The 17,576-nt window shown below is 36.8% G+C and carries 13 protein-coding genes and 1 pseudogene; 12 read left to right on the top strand and 2 right to left on the bottom strand.

Annotated features, from left to right (window positions below; genetic code table 11):
- Positions 1-16 precede the first annotated feature (16 nt).
- The 4 genes from QUG14_RS11190 to QUG14_RS11175 all read left to right on the top strand — a co-directional run bounded on the left by QUG14_RS11190 (position 17) and on the right by QUG14_RS11175 (position 6,757).
- Positions 17-2,137: an arylsulfatase gene (locus QUG14_RS11190; protein WP_289340614.1), complete on the top strand. Its 2,121-nt coding sequence runs from the start codon at positions 17-19 to the stop codon at positions 2,135-2,137.
- A gap of 101 nt (positions 2,138-2,238) precedes the next feature.
- Positions 2,239-3,507 carry an MFS transporter gene (locus QUG14_RS11185; protein ID WP_289340613.1) on the top strand — a complete coding sequence of 423 codons (1,269 nt, stop codon included), beginning with the start codon at positions 2,239-2,241 and terminating at the stop codon, positions 3,505-3,507.
- A gap of 198 nt (positions 3,508-3,705) precedes the next feature.
- Positions 3,706-5,220: a long-chain-fatty-acid--CoA ligase gene (locus QUG14_RS11180; RefSeq protein ID WP_289340612.1), complete on the top strand. Its 1,515-nt coding sequence runs from the start codon at positions 3,706-3,708 to the stop codon at positions 5,218-5,220.
- Between the two features lie 142 nt (positions 5,221-5,362).
- On the top strand, positions 5,363-6,757 hold the full coding sequence (locus QUG14_RS11175; protein ID WP_289340611.1) for a DUF1254 domain-containing protein: 1,395 nt from the start codon (positions 5,363-5,365) through the stop codon (positions 6,755-6,757).
- Between the two features lie 121 nt (positions 6,758-6,878).
- Here the strand turns inward: QUG14_RS11175 and QUG14_RS11170 are convergent.
- Positions 6,879-8,437 (bottom strand): annotated as a pseudogene (locus tag QUG14_RS11170) (IS1182 family transposase); the annotation flags it as partial.
- Positions 8,438-8,739: 302 nt separating this feature from the next.
- Between QUG14_RS11170 and QUG14_RS11165 the strand changes: the two are divergent.
- Both QUG14_RS11165 and QUG14_RS11160 read left to right on the top strand, forming a co-directional pair.
- Complete coding sequence (locus QUG14_RS11165; protein WP_289340610.1) at positions 8,740-9,087, top strand: lmo0954 family membrane protein; 348 nt, start codon at positions 8,740-8,742, stop codon at positions 9,085-9,087.
- A 19-nt stretch (positions 9,088-9,106) separates the two neighbouring features.
- Complete coding sequence (locus QUG14_RS11160; protein WP_289340609.1) at positions 9,107-9,733, top strand: PspA/IM30 family protein; 627 nt, start codon at positions 9,107-9,109, stop codon at positions 9,731-9,733.
- Positions 9,734-10,029: 296 nt separating this feature from the next.
- Here QUG14_RS11160 and QUG14_RS11155 read toward each other — a convergent pair whose 3' ends face one another.
- A complete protein-coding gene (locus QUG14_RS11155) occupies positions 10,030-10,575 on the bottom strand; it encodes an NADPH-dependent FMN reductase (RefSeq protein WP_289340608.1) in 546 nt (181 codons plus the stop codon).
- A gap of 174 nt (positions 10,576-10,749) precedes the next feature.
- On the opposite strand from QUG14_RS11155, the gene yknW reads away from it, so the two are divergent.
- The 6 genes from yknW to QUG14_RS11125 all read left to right on the top strand — a co-directional run bounded on the left by yknW (position 10,750) and on the right by QUG14_RS11125 (position 17,521).
- Positions 10,750-11,421: a YknW family membrane protein gene (gene yknW, locus QUG14_RS11150; RefSeq protein WP_289340607.1), complete on the top strand. Its 672-nt coding sequence runs from the start codon at positions 10,750-10,752 to the stop codon at positions 11,419-11,421.
- The gene (locus tag QUG14_RS11145; RefSeq protein WP_289340606.1) at positions 11,421-12,548 is read left to right on the top strand and encodes an efflux RND transporter periplasmic adaptor subunit; all 1,128 of its coding nucleotides are present in this window, start codon (positions 11,421-11,423) and stop codon (positions 12,546-12,548) included. The genes yknW and QUG14_RS11145 overlap by 1 nt, the downstream gene beginning before the upstream one ends.
- Entirely contained in the window at positions 12,545-13,240 is a 696-nt protein-coding gene (locus QUG14_RS11140; protein WP_289340605.1) for an ABC transporter ATP-binding protein, read from the top strand. Before QUG14_RS11145 ends, QUG14_RS11140 begins: the two co-directional genes overlap by 4 nt.
- The gene (locus tag QUG14_RS11135; RefSeq protein WP_289340604.1) at positions 13,237-14,430 is read left to right on the top strand and encodes an ABC transporter permease; all 1,194 of its coding nucleotides are present in this window, start codon (positions 13,237-13,239) and stop codon (positions 14,428-14,430) included. The genes QUG14_RS11140 and QUG14_RS11135 overlap by 4 nt, the downstream gene beginning before the upstream one ends.
- Positions 14,431-14,522: 92 nt before the next feature.
- A complete protein-coding gene (gene trpB / locus QUG14_RS11130) occupies positions 14,523-15,692 on the top strand; it encodes a tryptophan synthase subunit beta (RefSeq protein ID WP_289340603.1) in 1,170 nt (389 codons plus the stop codon).
- A 146-nt stretch (positions 15,693-15,838) separates the two neighbouring features.
- Positions 15,839-17,521 carry an ABC1 kinase family protein gene (locus QUG14_RS11125; RefSeq protein ID WP_289340602.1) on the top strand — a complete coding sequence of 561 codons (1,683 nt, stop codon included), beginning with the start codon at positions 15,839-15,841 and terminating at the stop codon, positions 17,519-17,521.
- Positions 17,522-17,576: the final 55 nt, after the last annotated feature.

Here is a 17,576-nt window from a genome sequence, read left to right as displayed (position 1 = left end):
AAAGGAGATTATGAAAATGAAAAACAATATTGTATACATTGTCCTTGATGACATGGGTTTTTCTGACCTAGGCTGCTACGGTTCGGAAATTAAGACACCTAATATCGATCGTTTAGCACAAAATGGATTGAGCTATAATAACTTCCATGTTACACCTCTTTGTTCCCCCACGAGAGCAAGCTTACTGACCGGTCGAAATCACCATTCTGTAGGAATGGGGCTTCTTTCTAATTTCGATTTAGGTCCTGATGTACCTGGTTCACGCGGTAAAATCAGCTCTTCAGCAGGAACAGTAGCGGAAATTTTAAAGGAAAATGATTATAGTACTTTTGCTGTAGGAAAATGGCATTTAACACCTACATATGAAGAAACACCGGCTGGTCCTTTTCAAAACTGGCCGTTAGGAAAAGGTTTTGATCGATATTATGGATTTTTAGAAGGTATGACAGATCAATATAATCCTAGTTTAGTTTACGATAATCATAATGTGGAGCCTCCAAAGAAGCCTGATTATCATCTTTCAGAGGATCTTGTTGACCATTCAATTAAGTTTATTTCTGATCATGCTTCAATTTTTCCAGAGAAACCGTTCTTCATGTATCTTGCCTTTGGAGCACAGCATTCACCGCACCAAGTCTCCCAAAGTTATATCGATATGTACAAAGGAACATATAACAAAGGATGGGATCGAATAAGAGAAGAAAGGCTTGAACGTCAAAAATCATTAGGAATTGTCCCAAATGATACAGAGCTTACGGAACGCAACCCTGGTGTTAAGGAATGGGGTAATCTTACTCCTGATGAAAAGCGTCTATTCGAAAGATTTCAAGAGACATATGCGGGATTTCTCACTCACACAGATGAACAAATTGGTAGATTCGTTGACTTTCTAGATGCTATAGGTCAATTGGATAATACGATGATTGTATTTCTTTCTGATAATGGCGCCAGCCAGGAGGGAGAGTTTGACGGAATTCTTGAGCAAACTTCTTATTTTAACGGAATTCCAACAACTGCAGAAAGTATTCTACCGTTAATAGACGAAATTGGAGGACCAAATACACAACCTAACTATCCTCGTGGATGGGCTCAAGTAAGTAATACACCTTTTAAATTATATAAGCAAACAACATTCGACGGAGGAATTCATGTTCCCTTGATTTATCATTTTCCAAATCGAATCAAAGATGTTGGGACTATTCGTAATCAGTTCCATCATGTTATTGATGTCACCCCGACAGTTCTGGACTTAGCTGGAATTAGTCCTCCTGAAGAAATCAAGGGTATTAAGCAAATGCCGTTGCATGGTGTAAGCATGGAGTATACATTTGATGAACCAAAAGTTCAGACAAGGCGGGAAACTCAATACTTCCTTATGGTAGCTCAGCGTGCAATTTGGCATGAAGGTTGGAAGGCAATCTCTTTTCATACGAAAGGAACACCATTTGAAGATGATCAATGGAACTTGTATAACACTAACAATGATTTTTCTCAAACAAATGATTTAGCTGCAAAATTCCCAGAGAAACTAGCTGAATTACAAGATATCTGGTTTAGAGAAGCTGAGGAATATGGTGCTCTTCCAATGGTCGATAAATCGATTGAATTATTTGCTTACGTCTCCCCTGATGATAAGGTAAGATCTCGTACAGAGTTTACGTATTATCCAGGCATGAGCCATAATCTAGCAGCGCCGCCTATTTTTAACTGTTCTTACACGATCACTGTACCGATAGAACGTCCAAGTAAAGACAGCGAGGGTGTATTAATTGCTCACGGAAATCAATACAGTGGATATACATTGTATATTCAAAATAACCGTTTATTTTATGAGTATAATTATGTTGGGAATGTCTATAAAATCGAATCCAATCTAGAGGTCCCAGTTGGAAAATCAACGGTACATTATGATTTTTCAAAAACAGGTCTGTTACAAGGGAAAGGAAGTCTTTTTATCGATAATCATCAGGTTGGAGAAGTTGATTTGCCAAGAACCTTACCATTTTTTATTTCGATTGAGGGGTTAGATGTGGGACGAGATGCATATTTACCTGTAAGTAAAAACTATGCTGACATGGGAGACTTCGCATTTTCAGGGAACTTTCAAAAGGTCGAGTTTATTTTGCAAAAAGATTAGATTGTAATTAGATGAAAAGAAAGTATGGCTTGGCCTTGCTTTCTTGATTGAAATTTTAAAAAATGAGGTAAGGAAAAACAAATTGTAGAGGAGTGGTTTTCATGAATCGCTGGGTAATCTTAGTTATGTTGGTAATAGCAACACTAATAAACTTTGCAGATAAATCTTCCACAAGTGTCGCATCTGTTTATATCATAAAGGATTTTAACCTCTCCTATGTTCAATACGGTTTACTCGGAAGCATATTTTTTTGGTTCTTTGCTGTATCTGGTGTAATCGGAGGTGCTTGGTCTGATAAAATCGGTACCAAAAAAATGTTAGGGATTCTATTGATTGCTTGGACGGTTTTGCAATTTGGCACCTTTTTCATAACGAGTTTCGCGTTTCTACTCCTTTATCGAGTATTGCTTGGTGTATTTGAGGGTCCATTTGGTCCGGTTGGTATTAGTCATATAAGCAGAGTATTTCCACCAGAATCTCGTGGAATGGCCATTTCTATTTCCAATGCAGGTGCGATGGTCGGCGCAATGGTACTGACCCCCGTGTTGGTCCACGTAAATCAAACCTATGGCTGGCGAATTTCATTTGTAGCTTTAGGGGTAGTGAGTCTAATTTGGGTTCTTGTATGGGTATTTGTAAAAGATAAATCAAAGACTACAGTTGAATCCACAGAAATGAGATTGGCTGTTGAAAAACTTAAATGGTCAGAGTTTAGACCGATTTTATTCTCTCCTACTTTAATTTTTACTTTACTCAATCTATTTGGATGTTTTTGGTTGGTTGTATGGGTTTCAGTATGGCTACCTGTCTATTTGGTAAAGGCAATAAATTTGTCGCAAACGAAAATGGGATTAGCTATATTAACAATCGGTCTCATTAACATGGTTGTATCCATTTGTGCTTCTATTTGGTCTGATAAGCTATTTAAGAAATCAAATAATTTGCGTTCTTCTCGTGTCATATATGCGGCATCGTTACAAATAATAAGTGCGTTTTTGCTTTTCTTCGCCACTCTTGTTCAAACACCTGGAATGGTGATTGCAATATTGGGCCTGGCAGTGGGATTATCAACAACCACACTAAGTATAGGACCTGTTATCATGATGAGTTTACTTCCCGAGAGACGCGGGCTGATGGCTAGCCTTGGAACTTCTTTTATGAATATGTCAGGTATTGTAGGTCCGCTAGTCTGCGGTTACCTTATAGAAATGGCAGGAAATAATACTTTGAGAGGATTCAACTATACAATAATATGTACTTCAGCGATCTTACTTGTCAGTAGTATTTTATTTGCTATATTTGCCAAACCTGACAGACCATTAGCACAGAACATTAAAGGCATCCATTTTACGGAAACAAAACAAATCTAAATATTAATCTAATGTTATCTAGGATGATTAAATATCAAATAATTAAAAGGGAATTGAAAATGGGATTATTAAGTATTTACTCAAGCTTGGGGAGAGCAATGGATAGATGAAATTAACAAAAGTGTTTTCTCTTCAGAGTTTCCTGTGGGCGTTTAAATACTGTATATAATTCTATTTAAATAAAAAGGAGAGATAATCATGAGTTGCAATTTAAATGATAATTTAAAGCATAGTGCAGCGAATTATCCTTATCGTTATGCATTTACATTTTTAGATCAAAGTGTAACTTATCAAGAACTAGATTCAATGGTTGATAATGTTGCATCAGGATTATATGCAAAAGGCATTAGAAAAGGTGATCGAGTAGCATTACTACTTGGTAACTGTCCAGAATTTATAACAGCTTACTATGGGATACTTCGAGCTGGTGCATTGGTTGTACCAATAAATCCGATTTTTACTTCTGGAGAAATCTCATATATTCTTTCGAATAGTAAAGCTAAGGCAATAATTGCTAATCATGCTTTAAAATCAACTTTAACTTCTTTAACTAGTCAATTAGAGAATTTGGAAATGGTATTTTACACTGAATCACTAGAAACTGAGTTTAGCTGGGAACAACTTCTTCAGAATTCTACAAATCAATTTGAAGCACCATCTATTCATGAAAATGATCTTGCTGTTGTTTTATACACTTCTGGCACAACAGGTCGACCAAAAGGAGCGATGCTTTCTCATCGAAATATGGCTTCAAATGCAGAATCTTTTGCTGAACTTGTTGAGTTTACTGAAGATGATCGAATTATTGCTGTTTTACCAATGTTTCATGTGTTTTGTATGACAGTTTGTATCAATACGCCAATTAAAAGTGGTGCACATATTTTTATAGTTCCTAAATTCAACCCTACTGAAGTCGTAAATACAATTGTAAGAAGCAAGGCAACTTTGTTTGCAGGTGTTCCGACAATGTATAGCTTTTTATTGCAATTATCTAATGCTACCTCTGATGACTTTTCATCAATCCGTGCATGTTTTTCAGGTGGGGCATCATTACCTGTTGAACTTCTTATTCGTTTCCAAGAAAAATATAAGGTTGATATTTTAGAAGGATATGGATTATCTGAAACGGCTCCTGTCACTGCATTTAATCCTTTAAAGGGAGTTAGAAAAGCTGGGTCAATTGGCTTAAACATTCCTAGCGTTATTAATAAAGTAGTTGATCCAAATGGGTTGGAAGTTCCTATTGGTGAAATAGGAGAATTAGTTGTTCAAGGACCGAATGTAATGCAAGGTTATTTAGAAATGCCAGAGGCTACGTTCGCTTCTTTAAAAGATGGCTGGTTTTATACTGGGGACTTAGCAAAAATGGACGAAGATGGTTATCTCTATATCGTTGACCGAATAAAGGATTTAATTATCGTCGGTGGTTATAATGTTTATCCAAGAGAGGTTGAGGAAGTATTGTATCAACATCCTGCGGTAGTAGAAGCAGCTGTTATTGGAACACCAGATAGTAATTTTGGTGAGAGCGTAAAAGCTTTTGTCGTATGTAACGATCAATCTGTTTCGGTTGAAGAAATCATGTTATTTGCTAAAGAAAGATTAGCAAAGTACAAGCATCCGAGAGAAATTGAGATGTTATCAGAACTTCCTAAGAATAGTACAGGAAAAATTTTAAGAAGATCCTTACGTTCATCTGTTGGGAGTAAGTAATTATTTATGCGCTATTATCTGAATTTTCATTCTCTTGAGATATGTCTACTACCTTATAAACTAATAAGGGGTAAATGGAAAAAAATAGTATGAAAATGTAGCATTCAATTAATTCATTTATCTTGAGAGGAGTTAAAGTTTAATGAAAAGAAAGAAATTATTGATTCCATCAATTGCAACTTCATTAGCAACAATGCCTTTTAATTCAAATAATGATACGATAAATTCTGCGAAAGCTGAAACTGCAACACCGATTTCTGAACTGGTAGTTAATCCTTTTGATAATTATGTTTATTGTCAAGCAGTAACTGCTTACACATATGCGTATCCATTACTTGTTTTAGAAAGAACAAGACAATTGATTTCTTATTCTGAAGGAGATAAAAAAACAATTCAAATGAATCGTTTTGTACCGCAAGAGCGATTATTGACAGCAAAAGATCGAAATGTTGTGGCACCAAATCAAGATACTCTTTATAGTTCTACTTATCTTGATTTATCAATGGGTCCACTAGTATTTAATACACCAGATACAAATGGAAGATATTATTCTGCATCGTTTGTAGATATGTGGGATAACATCTTCACAACAGTAGGTAAACGAACAACTGGTACAAAAGCAAATGAGTTTGTAGTTGTCGGTCCGAATTGGAAGGGAAAAACGCCAAAAGGTGTAAAAGTAATTAAAGCCCCTACTAGTACGGTTTGGTTACTTATTCGAACACTTGTATACCCAGGAGAAAACCAAAATACTGTATATGAGTTAAATAAAAAGTTTAATGTGAAGACATTAAATGGAAAAAATCCAGTCGTTTCTGAACCACGAGATATGTTTTTAACAATCAATCCAGTTGAAAAGTTAACACCAACGCAATTTATTAATGAATATAATAAATTAATTAAAAAATACCCAGCACCAAAAGATGAAAAACTATTACAAGACCAATTCACAATGTTAGGATTAAATAATCCAAATGGCATGAGTAAGCAATATGAAGAACAAATTAAGCGTGGATTTGATGACGCACTTACTGCAATCACGAATAAATTCAGACCGAAATCATGGACATATTCACCTGCAAATCAAGGTAAATATGGCCATGATTACTTTACTAGAGCTGTCATCACGAATGCTGGCTTACCTGGATTACCAAAAGAAGAAGCTAGATATACTGTTACTTATGGTGACGACACTCAAACTCAATTAAATGGACAAAATAAGTATGTATTACATTTTGAGAAAGGTGAGTTACCAGATGTTAAAGCATTTTTCTCAATTACTTTATATAAAATGGACTATTTCTTTGTTGACAACTCAATTAACAGATATTCAATTGGGGATCAAACGAATGGAATAAAATATAATCATGATGGTTCATTAGATATTTATATTCAGGATCATGCTCCAGTTGGAAATGAATCAAATTGGCTACCTGCTCCTGAAGATGACTTCTATTTAATGATGCGTTTGTATAATGGTGGTAAATCGGTTTTAGATGGAACTTATATAATTCCAGCGGTTAAGAAAGTCAATTAAATACGGTCCAAAAGAGGCTGGGACATAACTAGCTTCTATAAATGAAAAAAGTGAAATCGGCATCGTTGATTTCACTTTTTTCATTTTATTTCACATATATACGGACAGGATCTTACGATCTAGCCGTATATTTTCTTAAGCATACGACCATTAATGCTAGACCGATATCGTTTTCAACTTTCAATTTTCCACATACAGAAAATCGAGTGAAACCAAAATTAGCATTCAGAAATCCAAAAATTGCTCCACGTCAATTTTACGTTGACGATAAATAGCACCTGTTTTTTCTTCTAAAAGCTTTTCACTTATATATTCTTTTAGTTGTTCCCACTTCTCATATACCATCAGCTTACGGTTTTTTCCTTCTTGCGCATTTGTACAACTTATTCGAAATGGACAATCCGTACAGTCCTCACATTCATAAATTTTAAACGTACGCTGGAAACCTGTTTTGTCTGCTCGATTCGAATTATATTTAAACGGCACTTTCTGTCCGTTCGGACAAGTAAAGGCATCGCTTTCTTCATCGTACATCCAATTGCTCGTTCTATACGGATCCTTTTTAAACTTTTTCTTTTGTTCATTCAAGTAATAACCATATGTAATTAGCGGTGTACGTTTGCGCTTAGTTAAAATATCATCGTAATTTTGTTCACTGCCATAGCCGGCATCCGCGAAGATATGTTCAGGTAATGAAAAGTACTGTTCTTCAATTTGATGAAGAAATGGCGTAAGTGTTTTTGTATCCGTTGGATTAGAAAAAATGCCGTAGGCAAGTGTATATTGTCCTTCGGACGCTATTTGAAGATTATAACCAGGCTTTAATTGTCCATTTTGCATATAGTCATCCTTCATTCGCATGAATGTCGCATCGTGGTCTGTTTTTGAATAGCTATTCAGTGTACCAAATATCTCGAAGTCTTTTTGATATTTCTGCTTTCGTTCAATCCGTTCATAAACCTGTTTCAATATTTGTTTAGGTTTTTTCGTTCGCTACGCAATTTTTTGCGTTCATTGACATCACTAGAATTCTCGATTTTTTCCGTATATTTTTCAATGACTTCCTCTAGCTTTTCAGTGATTTGAGATAGTTCTTCAATTGAAAGTTGTTCGTCATTTTCTCGTGTCATTTCAGGGATGATTTGTTTTTCAAGCAGCTCACTGTATAGCTGATTCGACTTCTCCACCAGATTCGAATTATATTTTTTAACGGATTTCTTCCATACAAAGGTTAATTTATTAGCGTTCGCTTCGATATTTGTACCATCAATAACAATCGCTTCCTGATCGATTAGCTTTTCTTGCACAAGTTGACAGCGAAACTGAATAAAAAACATTGACGAATCAATTCTTTCATTTCTGGATGTACACGGTAACGATTGATTGTTCGGTAACTTGGCTCATAGCCTTGGGCTAGCCACATCATACGCATACTATCTTTCACAAGACCCTCAATTTTTCTGCCCGAGAAAGCGGATTGTTTGTAACCACATAAAATAATTTTAAGCATCATGCGTGGATGATGGGCAGGACAACCTGTATGACGTAAGAAAGAGTCGAAGGCTCTATTAGGAATGCTTTCGACTAAATGATGAATGGAAAAAGCAATATCATTTCTTGTAAATTAACTTCTAAATCTAAAGGTAAAATCAGTTGATTCATGTTATAATCTTTAAACATAAGGACACTTCTTTCTGATTTGAATTTGGTAAGGCTACTTAAATTTTATCAGAAATTTGTCCTTTTAATTATGAAAAAAATCAAAGCCTGTGAAATTTTACTCCTCGTAAAATTTCACAGGCTTTTAGTTTAGAGAAGGGTTTTGTCCCATCCTCTTTTCTGTTGTTTATAGGGTCAGCTTCCTAAGGAGACTGACCCTTTCTACGTCTCTAGACCTAAATGAAAATCAAGCTCAGGCTCAATTATTTGAAACGCTGAAAAAAGGTAAGATGATATCAAGAAAACAAAAGGAGGAAAACAAAATGAAAAAATTTGGTTTAGTTTTAGCGGGAGGAATTGCAGCCATTATCTTACTATCTACACTTGGTCCGATGGTGGGGTTATTAATAAGTCTGGCGATACTATATTTCATCTACAAACAATTTATAAAGGCAGAATCCACTGGTGGAAAAATTGCGCTAGGCATTTTCGGAGTTATTTTTCTAATGGCTTCAATCTCTAACGCACCTGCAATTATCGGTCTTGTGGCAGCCTACATTCTATACCTTGTCTATAAATACTGGAATTCCAGCAAACAAAATGTAATCCAAGAAGAAGCTGATCCATTTGTAAATTTTGAAAAGCAATGGAATGAAATAAAAAACTATTAATCGAAGGAGCGAAAATAACATGACCAATCTTTTTACGAGTATTAAAAATACGATTACGGCAGACTTAAACGAGGCGCTTGATCAAAAAGAAAAACAAAATCCAATTGCATTACTTAATCAATATCTTCGTCAATGCGAACAGGAAACCGAAAAAGCTGGGAAGTTCTTAGAGCGTCAAAATGCACTTAAGGATCAATTTACAAAAGAGCTGCACCATGCGGAGCAGTTAGCTGAAAAAAGGAAATATCAGGCTGAAGTTGCTTCAAAAGCGGGAGAAACTGAGCTTTATCAATTTACCTCAGAGGAACTGCAAGTATATTCTAATCGGGCAGAGAGATTAAAAGCATCACTCAAGCAAGTAAAAGGTCATCTGGCTGACCTAGAAAGAAAGCATGGAGAAATGAAGAATAAACTAAAAGATATGCAGCTTCGTCGAATGGAGCTGATGGGGCGTGAAAACGTAACAAGGGCAAATCATCGGTTGGATCAAGTATTAGAATCTAACACAGATAAATCATTTTCACGTTTCCAAGATATCGAGAATTATATCGACCGTCTTGAGGATCAAGTGAATCGTTCATATAATCAGACAACAATTGACGCACGTATTGAGCAATTAGAAAAAGAAATGAATAAATCTATTTAAAATAGATTAGCAAAACGCATGGATGTAAGGTACCCATGCGTTTTTCGTACATGTATAGGAAATTATAGATTCAACTTAGTGTGGATAACCTGGATTTCATGGAAGTGGTCACAAGAGGGAATCTAGTGACCAAAAAGCAGCGATAGCTTTTTTGAGGACCGTCCAGCATCTATGTCACTCTCTTCCTTGGGCTTCTTCAACTTCGGAATTGTTGTCCCTCTTTTTTACCTTCCTTATTCTCAGAAAGTGCCTTTCAGTACTTTTATGTGCACTAACTGAGCATCCACCATTAATTCTTATAGGCTTTGTTTTTTAATCCATTTTATGTAGTTATCCATCACAGTATCCATGAACTGAACGGTTGGTTCGTGAACCAGTTTACCAGATTCATCAAGTTTTTCATGAACAGCACCTATAAATACTTCATTTCCCGGTAAAGTTAATGCAGAAATTCCAGGAGAATTTAAGATCTGTCGTAAGTGCATCTGTGCACGGGCGGTTCCTAATACTCCAGGAGAACTGCCGACGATCATGACAGGTTTGTTCACCATAACTTTATCAACACGAGAAAACCAATCTATTGCATTTTTTAAAAAAGCAGGAATAGAGTGGTTATACTCAGGTGTAACAAAAAGAACACCGTCACTTTCAGCCACCTTTTTCTTAATCTCCGTTACGATTTCTGGCGGTGTTAGTTCATCATCTTGATTATACATTGGAAGTTTTTCAATCGGCAGAATTTCAATTTCTACTGTCGTTTGATAACGATTTTGCATATATACTGCTAATTTTCTGTTAAATGATTCTTTCCGGTTACTACCTACTAGTGCTACGATTTTCAAGTATATCTCTCCTTTCATGTCAGAATTATATTATCACTAAAATGATAGTAATTCATGTTCATTGACTCGGGGAAGATGTATTAGTACTAAAGCAACAGAAATAATGAAACCTTCTTCCTAATATAACGTATAATTAAGTTAATATTTACATTATATAGAAACAGGGGTGAAAAAATGGAAACTCAAACAGAAATGATCACAAAAGTACCAAAGCCTTCATTACTAGGAATGTTTACAAGTCCAGGAGAGCAGTTTGAAAGAATGAAACAGACTCCGAAAATCTGGTTACCATTGCTCATAGTTAGTATTCTTTACGCAGTGGGAATGACATTTTTGGCGTTATCAATGGATGCTTCAATCTTAATTGAGCAAGGGATACCAGAAGATCAAGTAGACCTCGTTTTAGGTATCACAAAAGTGACGGTGGCGATAACCGGAATTTTAACACCAATTATCGGTGTACTTATTAGCAGTACCATCCATTTAATCATTACTAAGATTGCTAGTTCACCAGTAACATTTAAACAATTATTTTCAATGAATACGTATATCGCGGTAATCGGTGCTGCGGGAATCATTCTAAATACAGCGATTAGATATGCAATTGGCGGTAATCCAGAAATATATGTTACAAGTTTAGCAGGGTTACTAAATCAAGATAAAGCCGGCATTTTAGGTTCGTTTGAGGTTTTTGCAATCTGGACTATGATTGTAACAGCTATCGGACTTCATAAAACAGCTCAATTATCTAAAGGACTTGCCTGGACAATTGCAATTATCTTCTTCTTAATTGGAATTGGTTTTGCCTTAATCGGCAGTCTGCTGCAAGGAGCGCCGATGCTATAATGAAAAAGAAAACATGGATTATGATTAGCGTGGTTAGCCTGGTCATCATCATGATTTCCGTCAGTGTTTACCGGGAGGTTCTTGCAAAAGGACCTTCCGTTGAAACTACTGAAATGAAGGAGGAGGAAATTTCCTCCCTTTTAATGATTCCAGGTACAGTAAAACTCGAAGAGGAACAAATCATTTATGCCTCTCCTGAAAATGGAGAACTTAAAGAGCTATTAGTAGTAGAAGGGCAGGCAGTAACGAAAGGCACGGTAGTGGCAAAGTTCCAAAATCCTCAATTAGATTTAGAAGTGGAGCAAAATAAGCTGTCTATTGAATCTGCTAATCTAAAAATAAATCAACTTGATAAACAATTGAAGCTTTTAAAGGATAAAGAAAAGACTATTGCGGATCAGGTGGGGAAAGAAGAAGCGAAGAAACAACTAGACCCTGAATATGAGCAGCTAGAGATGGAAAAGAAGCTTGCTAATTTAGAACTAAAGCAAACAACACTTCAAAAGTATATGATAGATAAACGTCTAAGTGAATTAGAAATTATCAGTACAATAGATGGAGTAGTCCTATCCGTGAATAAGCCAGATTCATCATCAATGGAAGCGGGCATGGCAAAACCTATTATACATATTGGTAAACTCGACGCAATGGTTGCAACTGGGCTATTGTCTGAATTTGATACTTTGAAAGTAAACAATGGTCAGAAAGTTATCCTTCGCTCCGATGCTGTACCTGAGCAAGAATGGCAGGGGGAAATTATCAAGATTTCTCTTCTCCCAGAACAAAATCAAACAGATCTCCAAAGTGGAAGTCAGCCTGTACAGTATCCAGTAACGATGAAGATTACAGGTGATTTGAAGGCATTAAAGCCAGGTTTCCAAGTAATTATGGAAATTGAAACAGACAAAAAGTTGGCTAATGTACTTTCCATAGACTCTCTGCAGGATGATGGCGATCAGCCATATGTTTTTATTATTAAGGATGGAAAAGCGAAGAAGAAAACTGTTAAAACAGGCATTACTTCAGGTACGAAGATAGAAATTGTGGAAGGCATTTCAAAAGAAGATACGATTATCATTAACGGACCAGATTCACTCAAGAATGGCATGGAAGTGACCGTAAAATGATTGAGCTAGAATCGATTACCAAAACTTATTTGCTTGGAAAAGAGAGCGTTAATGTTTTAAATAAGATTAGTTTGAAAATCGAGCAAGGTGAATTCGTTGCGATTATGGGACCCTCTGGTTCAGGAAAGTCGACCTTAATGAATATCGTTGGCTGTTTGGATAAACCAACTACTGGAAACTACACACTAAGCGGAGAAAATGTTTCACATTATAGTGACAATGAACTTGCACGAGTTAGAAATCAATCAATTGGATTTGTATTCCAGCAATTTCATTTACTACCGCGCTTGTCAGCGTTGAAAAATGTAGAACTTCCGATGATTTATGCCGGGATTTCCAAATCTGAACGCCAGTCTAGAGCAGAAGAAGCTTTAAAGAAAGTGGGACTAGCGGATCGTATGGATCATCTGCCTAATGCCTTATCTGGAGGACAAAAGCAGCGTGTCGCTATAGCACGAGCCATTGTTAATAAACCAAAGATCATTCTTGCAGATGAACCAACCGGAGCACTTGATTCAAAAACAAGTATCGACATTATGGAGCAATTTAGAGAGTTAAATGAGGAAGAGGGCGTTACCGTCATTGTAGTTACCCACGAATCAGAAGTGGCGGCGTATGCGAAACGTACAATATTTGTTCGAGATGGAATGATTCAGTTGCCACAGCATTCCAATAGGGGGGCGACTGAATGAGTTTTATGGAAAACCTTTTGATGGCGTTTAGTTCGCTTAAAGCGCATAAAATGCGAAGCATTTTAACCATGCTGGGGATTATTATTGGTGTTGGAGCAGTAATTATCGTAGTGGCAATTGGGCAGGGCGGGGAAGCAATGCTTAAAACTCAGATTACCGGTCCTGGAAATACAGTGGAGCTGTTTTATCAGCCATCTGATGAGGAAATCCGTGCAAATCCAAACATTTTTCTGCAGGCACCGTTTAAACAGGAGGATATTCGTGCTCTAGAGCAGATAAAAGAGGTAAAAAGCATTGTTGCATCTAGCACTCAAATGTCAACAATCAGATACCAGCAGGAAGCGGCTGACGTATCTTCCACAGGTATTAATCAAGCTTATTTAAAATTAAATGAAATGAAAGTTGAAAGAGGAAGAAGTTTCTCTACCTCTGATTTTCTAGGTGGTCGTCGAGTTGGCTTGGTAAGTCATGTTATCCAGGAAGAATTATTTAAAGGAGACAATCCTGTAGGAGATGTAATCAAAGTGGCAAATCAGCCGATTGAAATCATCGGTGTCTTAGAAAAACCAACCGGTCTCCTTTCGTTTAGTTCAATGGAAGTGTACCTTCCATTTCAAACATGGCGGACTATATATGGAAGCAGTGACTTTACACAGGTAACTCTACAGGCAGACTCTTCAGATGAGTTGCAAATTGCCGGTAAAAAGGCAGCAAGACTTTTAAACAATATGCATAACACAGAGGATTCCTATCAAGTGCTTAATATGGAAGAAATCGCCGCTGGAATTGGTCAAATTACAAGAATCATGACCCTGATCATCGGCAGCATTGCAGGTATTTCGTTGTTCGTTGGCGGAATTGGTGTAATGAACATTATGCTTGTATCAGTAACAGAACGGACAAGAGAAATTGGAATTCGTATGGCCCTAGGTGCCACAAGAGGACAGGTTTTAACACAATTCTTAATCGAATCGATGACGCTAACATTAATCGGTGGGATTCTTGGAATATTACTTGGCTGGGGAACCTCAAGTATTGTAAGTCTCTTTGCAGGTTGGCCATCCTTGATATCTTGGCAAGTAGTGTTAGGCGGGGGGGTCTTCTCGATGGTAATCGGTGTTGTGTTTGGACTGTTGCCAGCAAACAAAGCATCTAAATTAGACCCAATCGAATCACTTAGATATGAATGAATATTATGTTTGAATATTCAGTAAACATATACTATAATAATTTCAACTCAATGTATGAGTGGAATTTTAGTAGCAGGGGAGACGAGCAGAGTATGGAAAAAGTTAGTGTAGAAAGCAGAGGCTATTTCGGTGAATTTGGCGGAAGTTTTGTACCTGAGGAATTGCAGGTAGTACTAAATGAGCTGGAAACACAATTTTTAAAGTATAAGTATGATCCAGATTTTATTGAGGAATTTAATTATTACCTTAAGGAATATGTTGGGCGGGAAAACCCACTGACCTTTGCAGAAAATTTAACAAAACAAATGGGCGGAGCAAAAATCTATCTAAAACGAGAAGATTTAAACCATACCGGTGCCCACAAAATAAATAATGCTATTGGCCAAATATTATTGGCAAAACGAATGGGTGCAAAACGAATTATCGCTGAAACGGGAGCAGGACAACATGGTGTTGCAACAGCAACTGCCTGTGCAATGTTTGGAATGGAATGTATTATTTATATGGGGAAGCTTGATACAGAGCGCCAGGCGCTGAATGTATTTAGAATGGAATTATTAGGGGCTAAGGTAATACCGGTCGAGAAGGGGCAAGGGCGCTTAAAGGATGCCGTTGATGAAGCATTAGCTGACTTGGTTGAAAACTATCAAACTACCTTTTATTTATTAGGTTCAGCTGTTGGACCTCATCCATATCCAACGATGGTTAAACATTTTCAAGCAATCATTAGCGAAGAATCCAAGCGCCAAATCATTGATAAAGAAGGAAGGCTGCCAACTGCAGTCATTGCCTGCGCAGGTGGCGGCAGTAATGCTATCGGTGCATTCGCACACTATATAGATGAAAAATATGTTCGCCTAATCGGAGTCGAACCGGAAGAAGCACCAACCTTAACAAAAGGAACCCCCGCCATAATTCATGGCTTTAAATGTTTAACTCTATTAGATGCAAATGGTAATCCAAAGCCTACCTATTCGATAGCCGCTGGATTGGATTATCCGGGTGTCGGTCCGGAGCATAGCCAATTGAAAACCAGTGGAAGAGCTGAATACGTAACAGTTTCTGGTCAAGAAGCATTGGAGGCATTTCTGCTGTTAAGTAAAACAGAGGGTATCATTCCTGCGTTAGAGAGTTCCCACGCTGTTGCATATGCTATAAAACTAGCAAAAGAATTACCGAATGATGATGTACTGGTCGTCAACTTATCAGGTCGTGGTGACAAAGATGTGGAACAAGTATTTAATATGTTAAAAAAGCAATAGTGGTAAACGAGACGTATCCGAAAAGATGCGTCTTTTTTGTTATTTAAGCGAACATTCGTAGAATGACCTTGTAAATACAAGGGAAAAATGAGAATCTTGATTCGTGGTTAACGAATAAAAAAATACTCCCAGCAGGAGTGGAGCAGATGATTAAGAAAAAAATTCGTCATATTCAACGCTATCGTGATATTGTATATGCCTTTACCAAGTATGGATTTGGTTTTGTTATGAAAGAGTTAGGGCTTCTAGATTTGTTATCGGTACCGAAGAGAGTTTTTGTTGAAGGAAATAAATCACTGAGTAGTAGAACTACAGGTGAACGAATTCGAATGTTTCTTGAGGAACTTGGCCCAACCTTTGTAAAAATTGGTCAAATTGCTAGTACTAGACCTGATATTATTCCGGCTGACATACTTCAAGAATTAGTAAAACTTCAGGACAGTGTTGCTCTTTTTTCATTCGATGAAGTTAAAAGGATAATAGAGGAGGAATTAGTTGATTCACTTGAAAATTCATTTGCAGAATTTAATGAGAACCCGCTGGCTGCAGCATCGATTGGACAAGTTCATCATGCCGTTTTACTTACAAGAGAGCGTGTTGCAGTTAAGGTTCAACGTCCCAATATTATGAGTGTGATTGAAACAGATCTAGAAATCCTCCAGGATCTTGCTAGATTAGCCGAAAGTAGAATTGATTGGGTAGAAAGATACCAAATTCGAACGATTGTCGAAGAGTTATCCAGGTCGCTCCGAGAAGAATTAGATTATGAAAATGAAGGCAGAAACGCTGAAAAGATTGCTAAACAGTTCAATAATGATCCAAAGGTCCATATTCCAAAGGTATTTTGGGAATACAGTACCAAAAAAATACTGACGATGGAATTTATTGATGGAATAAAACTAAATGAAATAGAAAAGCTTCATCAAGAGGGATATGAAACGAAGGTTTTAGGTGAAAAAGTTGTAAATGCTTTATTTCATCAAATTCTAATCGATGGATTTTTCCATGGAGATCCTCATCCTGGTAATATTGTTGCATTGCCTGGCCAGGTTATTGCATTTATGGATTTTGGGATGGTCGGTCGAATCACCCCTGAAATGAGGAGTCACATTGCCTCTTTTGTCATTGCCTTAATGCGTAAAAACACAACAGAAGTAGTAAGGGCCATTACTAGCATGGGGCTTGTACCAGATGACGTAAATGTAAAACAGTTACATTCAGACGTCGATAAACTCAGAGAAAAGTACCTGGATGTTCCCTTTAGTCAAATGAGTGTAGGAACTGCAGTGAATGAACTCTTTTCGGTTGCTTATCGTCACAAAATAACGATACCAACAGATTTAACGATATTAGGAAAAACGCTTCTAACATTGGAGGGCACTGTTGAAAAGCTTAACCACGAAATTAGTATTTTAGCAGTTGCAGAACCATTTGGAAAGCAATTACTCATGGATCGCTTTAAGCCTAAAAATATGGCGGAGTTTGCCTGGTCTAACTTTACAGAATATGGAGATATCCTTCATGAATTCCCAAGGACGATAAAAGAATTTACTTCTGTTATGAAAAAAGGGAAGATGCAGATAGAAATATCAACACCTGAAATGGAACCGGTCCTTAATAAACTTAATCGAATCAGCAACAGACTCTCCTTTAGTATAGTACTGCTATCCTTTAGTATTATTTTAGTAGGAATTATCATTGGCGCATCACTTTCAGGTCAAACATCTGCACTGTTATACAAAATGCCAGTAATAGAAATAGGCTTCGGCATAGTTACTACAATGTTCCTCTTCCTCCTTTATTCCATTTTTAAATCAGGGAGGTTTTGACAAAAAAATTTCACTCTCATTATATTTTACCTTAATCTTCTGTTGGTAAGTTACT

Source organism: Neobacillus sp. CF12 (genome assembly GCF_030348765.1).
GTDB lineage: Bacteria > Bacillota > Bacilli > Bacillales > Cytobacillaceae > Neobacillus.
Note: the sequence above shows the minus strand (reverse complement) of the source record. Positions and strands in the feature narration are given on the sequence as shown.